We start from the raw sequence: 3,810 nt of genomic DNA on the forward strand, positions 1-3,810 counted from the left end.
CCGCGTACTTTGCAAGAACGTCAGGCTGAAGTACGCCTTCATTAAACAAATGTCCTCCTTTTATGCTGTACGCCGGTTGTGTCTGGTTCTTGGCCTCCATTACAGCGGTTATTACCAGTGGCTAAAGCGACCTCAATCTTTGCGTGCCAGGCAAGATGAGCGCCAAACAGGTCTTATTAAGCAGCTGTGGCTTGAAAGTGGTACGGTTTATGGTTATCGAAAAATCTGGCAAGATATTAAAGAGTTAGGTGAACACGCTGGGCGTAACAGGATCGCGCGCCTAATGAGGCTTGCAGAGTTGGCTTCTCAAACCGGATACCGGAAACGACGCTATTACGGCGGCGGAAAGCCTTCAGTTGCCAGCCCTAATTACCTTGAGCGCCAGTTCATTGTTCCTACCCCAAATACTCATTGGGTGAGTGACATGACCTATATAAGAACGCATGAGGGTTGGTTGTATCTGGCCGTTGTTCTCGATCTATTCTCGCGCCGGGTTATCGGCTGGAGTATGGGTGGACGAATGACAGCAGAGTTGGTGATGGACGCCTTGTTGATGGCGGTGTGGCGACGCAAACCAGCGGCAGAAGTACTAATCCATTCGGATCAGGGTTCTCAATATACGAGCGAAAGATGTCAGCACTTTATGACAGCTCACAATTTAAAAAGCAGCATGAGTCGTCGTGGTAATTGCCATGATAACGCGGTGGCAGAAAGTTTTTTCCAGTTGCTGAAACGAGAACGCATAAAGAAACGGATCTATAAAAATAGAGAAGAAGCAAAGGCTGATATCTTCGATTATGTAGAGATGTTTTATAATGCTAAACGTCGGCATAGTGCCTGTGAAGATCAACCCCCTGCAGTTTATGAAAGTGCCTGGTTCATGAGGCACGCAACCGTCTAGGAAACTGGGGTCTATTCAGTTAGCTGCGAACGGAGCGCTGGCGTAATGAAGGTCCGCTTTGTGCAAGGCCCTTAGAAAAGAGCGATGAAGGAGACTGTATGGGATTATTAAGCATGACTACGGGTATGAAAAGCATGTTCACGGGAACGATAAAACGAACAGCGCATGTGATGACCAGTACGTCTGAAGTTATATTTTTTGGTGTCCTCTTCAGCGAAGATGATGGGTGGCTTCGGGTCGCTACAGACGATATCCGGCTGGCTGAAATTATTGCTTTCCTACAGCCGGGGGACTGCGTTCGGATCGCGGTGCAGGGGAATATCGTGCAGGTAAAAAGCTGCTATCATCGGCTTATCGGGGTGGATATTACCTGAAGTCGTTTTCAGAGCTTATCTGCCGTGCTTAAGGACACAACATGGTGCTACGGAAGATATATAAACTGAGAATGATGAAAAGACGGCGTCACTTTAGGCTTTGGCCGCCTTGGTTCTGTTTATGGCAGTATCGGTAAGCACATCACTATGAGTAGAAGGTCACTCAACGATTCTTTTCTTTAGAGATGTGACAAACTGCCCTCATTTTAGGGTATGAGTTAGTCAAAGTCGGCTAGGATATTTTGAACAGTAAAATGTGACAATCTGCCCTCAAAATTCATTCCCATAGCCCCAAGTGTGACAAACTGCCCTCAGATACTATGGTTTGAAGAGCAATTTGATGTTGGAGCCACTTATGATTGGCAAATTGGCGAGGTGATACTGAGATATAAGAAATCAAGGGTGATTTGTCACAGTTCCATAAAATTGAAAATGATGTGAGAAGTGACTCTACCTGATTTTTTCTCTGTGTAATCAACTCTCATTGGGGTGCAAGAGTTAATTTCTGCAACCATTGGAATGAGAAATCTTCTGCGGAAATCTGGAAGACGTTGGTAACTTTGTGGCAATTGATAGCGCTCGATCATCCAGTCAATACTCAGGATAGCGACCCCTGTACTTCTGTATTGGCATAATGATTCATATAAGCGCATGGCATAAGGACTGGTAATTTCTTTAGTTTCACCAAGTCGGAATTGCGTAAAACGGTTCTGTAGACCAATAAAAAACGGAATGAGGTATGGATTTAGATGGATGATGTAAAGTCCACGGGAGGGTCTGTGGGCTCGTTTGATGACCCAAGGATAGGCATCATAAGCCTTTTCATCACCTTGGTCTTCGTCAGGTCTAAAGAAAATAACCTCTTTACCAACAAAATTTTTCGATGCATTTCGTATGTCTTTACTTGCTTCAGCTGAAGTCAAATTAAAAGTCTTTGCATATTCAGCCACTGTAATCTCACAAATGCCGTTGTGCGAAGGTTCAGTCCCCTCACCTGATGAAATATCAGCTTTACGTATCTGATCTACAAAAAGATACAGCATCCGTTTTTGGTCACGAGATAAACTATAGGCAGCTTCTGTTAGTTCATTGGATTGAACAATCCGTTGTCCTATTTTGCGCGATTTAACCAATGCAATATCCAATTCAAGCATAGCTTTTCCCATAAGTAACTGTGACAAGTTTTTATGTTGTCACGGGATATGATACGAGTCAATAAACCTGTGAATTAAGCAATTTTTGAGGGCAATTTGTCACAATTTAAGGGCAAGTTGTCACGGTTACACCCCTACAGGCCACGCCAGTCCTAGATTTCGTGCTGCTAAAAAGGTTTATAAATAAAACCTAAAACGTATTTTAAAAATATCTGATGTATATGTGGATAACTTTTCAGCTCAAGTGATTCTCATTTGAGAAATGCAATTTCTGTATGACACATATCTCAGAACACTGAAAAGTTGAAAAAACCCGTAACAAAGACTATAGTAATGCTTACGGGTATGGGGATGAGAAGATTTTCATGGGAATTTATTTAACACCTGAATTTGAAAATGATCGGAAAAAAGCACGCATCAGCGACAGTATTTTGTGTAAAGCAGCAAAGGCTATTTTTAACGGTTTACCTGGTGATCAACTAGGTAAATTCACCTTTAAAAAGCGGCTTAGTTTGCCCAGTGTAGGAGCCAGCGATGGGGCTAGATCGATCATTTTCTTCAATAATGGCAATAACGTTTTTTTCTTCGATATGTACCTGAAAAGTGAGCTTTCAAAAAAGAAGGGAAAAGAAATTGAAGATGACGAAATCGAGGCTTACTGCAAAATTGGCAAAGATTTTATAGCAATGACTCCGGAGCGCATAGAAGATTTGCTGGATGAAAAAGAACTAATCGAGGTAATTTGTAATGACACAACGACTTAAACGCATTCAGAGCATGGCTGAACGTTACAACAAATTGGGAGTTGTAAAAGATGACACAGTGACTGCTATCAATGCAGCAGTCGCGGCCCGTAATATTCCTGCAATTCGAGTAATGACAGGCAGCCAGATTAGAGAGGTCCGCACTCGCTACAACCTGTCTCAGGCAGCACTGGCAATCACTCTCGGAATGTCTGTAGAAAGCGTCTCAAAGTGGGAAAGAAACGAAAGCAAACCTAACAATGCTGCTTTGAGGATTATCAATATCCTCGATGCTAAAGGGCCAGAAGTGTTTATGGTATAAGCTCACTTAGCCATACCAAACCAATGAAAGTCGCGTAAGCGGCTTTTTTAATGCCTCCAGTAAACCTCATTCTGGTTTACAGCCTCTTTGCTTGCATCAGCGGCTGTTACTGTGACCTGCCCCCAGGATTAGATACAACCGTCAGTTAGTAATGTCGGTTTGTTTACCTTCACATTTTCCATTTCGCCACCGTGCTGCAAACTCTGATGGCGTCAGATAATTCAGTGCCGAATGTGGACGACACTCGTTATAATCCTGCCTCCAGTCGTTAATGGTTTTCCTGGCGTGAACGATATCGCTGAACCAGTGTTCGTTC

General features: G+C 43.3%; 6 protein-coding genes. 4 read left to right on the plus strand and 2 right to left on the minus strand.

Annotation, left to right across the window (positions count from 1 at the left end; translation table 11 throughout):
• Positions 1-901 (plus strand): IS3 family transposase (locus ACT3RR_RS22900; protein WP_496201161.1); only part of this gene is annotated, 901 nt, incomplete at its 5' end.
• A gap of 98 nt (positions 902-999) precedes the next feature.
• Positions 1,000-1,275 (plus strand): hypothetical protein, encoded by a 276-nt coding sequence (locus tag ACT3RR_RS22905; RefSeq protein WP_353504288.1) that lies wholly within the window; start codon positions 1,000-1,002, stop codon positions 1,273-1,275.
• Between the two features lie 410 nt (positions 1,276-1,685).
• Here the strand turns inward: ACT3RR_RS22905 and repE are convergent, their stop codons facing one another.
• Positions 1,686-2,429, minus strand: a complete 744-nt coding sequence (repE, locus tag ACT3RR_RS22910) for a replication initiation protein RepE (protein WP_353504289.1) — start codon at positions 2,427-2,429, stop codon at positions 1,686-1,688.
• Between the two features lie 365 nt (positions 2,430-2,794).
• Between repE and ACT3RR_RS22915 the strand changes: the two genes are divergently transcribed.
• Together ACT3RR_RS22915 and ACT3RR_RS22920 are read left to right on the plus strand one after the other, a co-directional pair.
• Entirely contained in the window at positions 2,795-3,193 is a 399-nt protein-coding gene (locus ACT3RR_RS22915; RefSeq protein WP_353504290.1) for a type II toxin-antitoxin system RelE/ParE family toxin, read from the plus strand.
• Positions 3,177-3,494, plus strand: coding sequence for a helix-turn-helix domain-containing protein (locus ACT3RR_RS22920; protein WP_353504291.1), 318 nt, complete (start codon positions 3,177-3,179; stop codon positions 3,492-3,494). Before ACT3RR_RS22915 ends, ACT3RR_RS22920 begins: the two co-directional genes overlap by 17 nt.
• 141 nt (positions 3,495-3,635) lie before the next feature.
• Here ACT3RR_RS22920 and ACT3RR_RS22925 read toward each other — a convergent pair.
• Positions 3,636-3,810: integrase core domain-containing protein (locus ACT3RR_RS22925; RefSeq protein WP_496201162.1), on the minus strand; the 175-nt coding region annotated here is incomplete at its 5' end.

Source organism: Ewingella sp. AOP8-B2-18, from assembly GCF_052376015.1.
GTDB classification, from domain to species: domain Bacteria; phylum Pseudomonadota; class Gammaproteobacteria; order Enterobacterales; family Enterobacteriaceae; genus Ewingella; species Ewingella allii.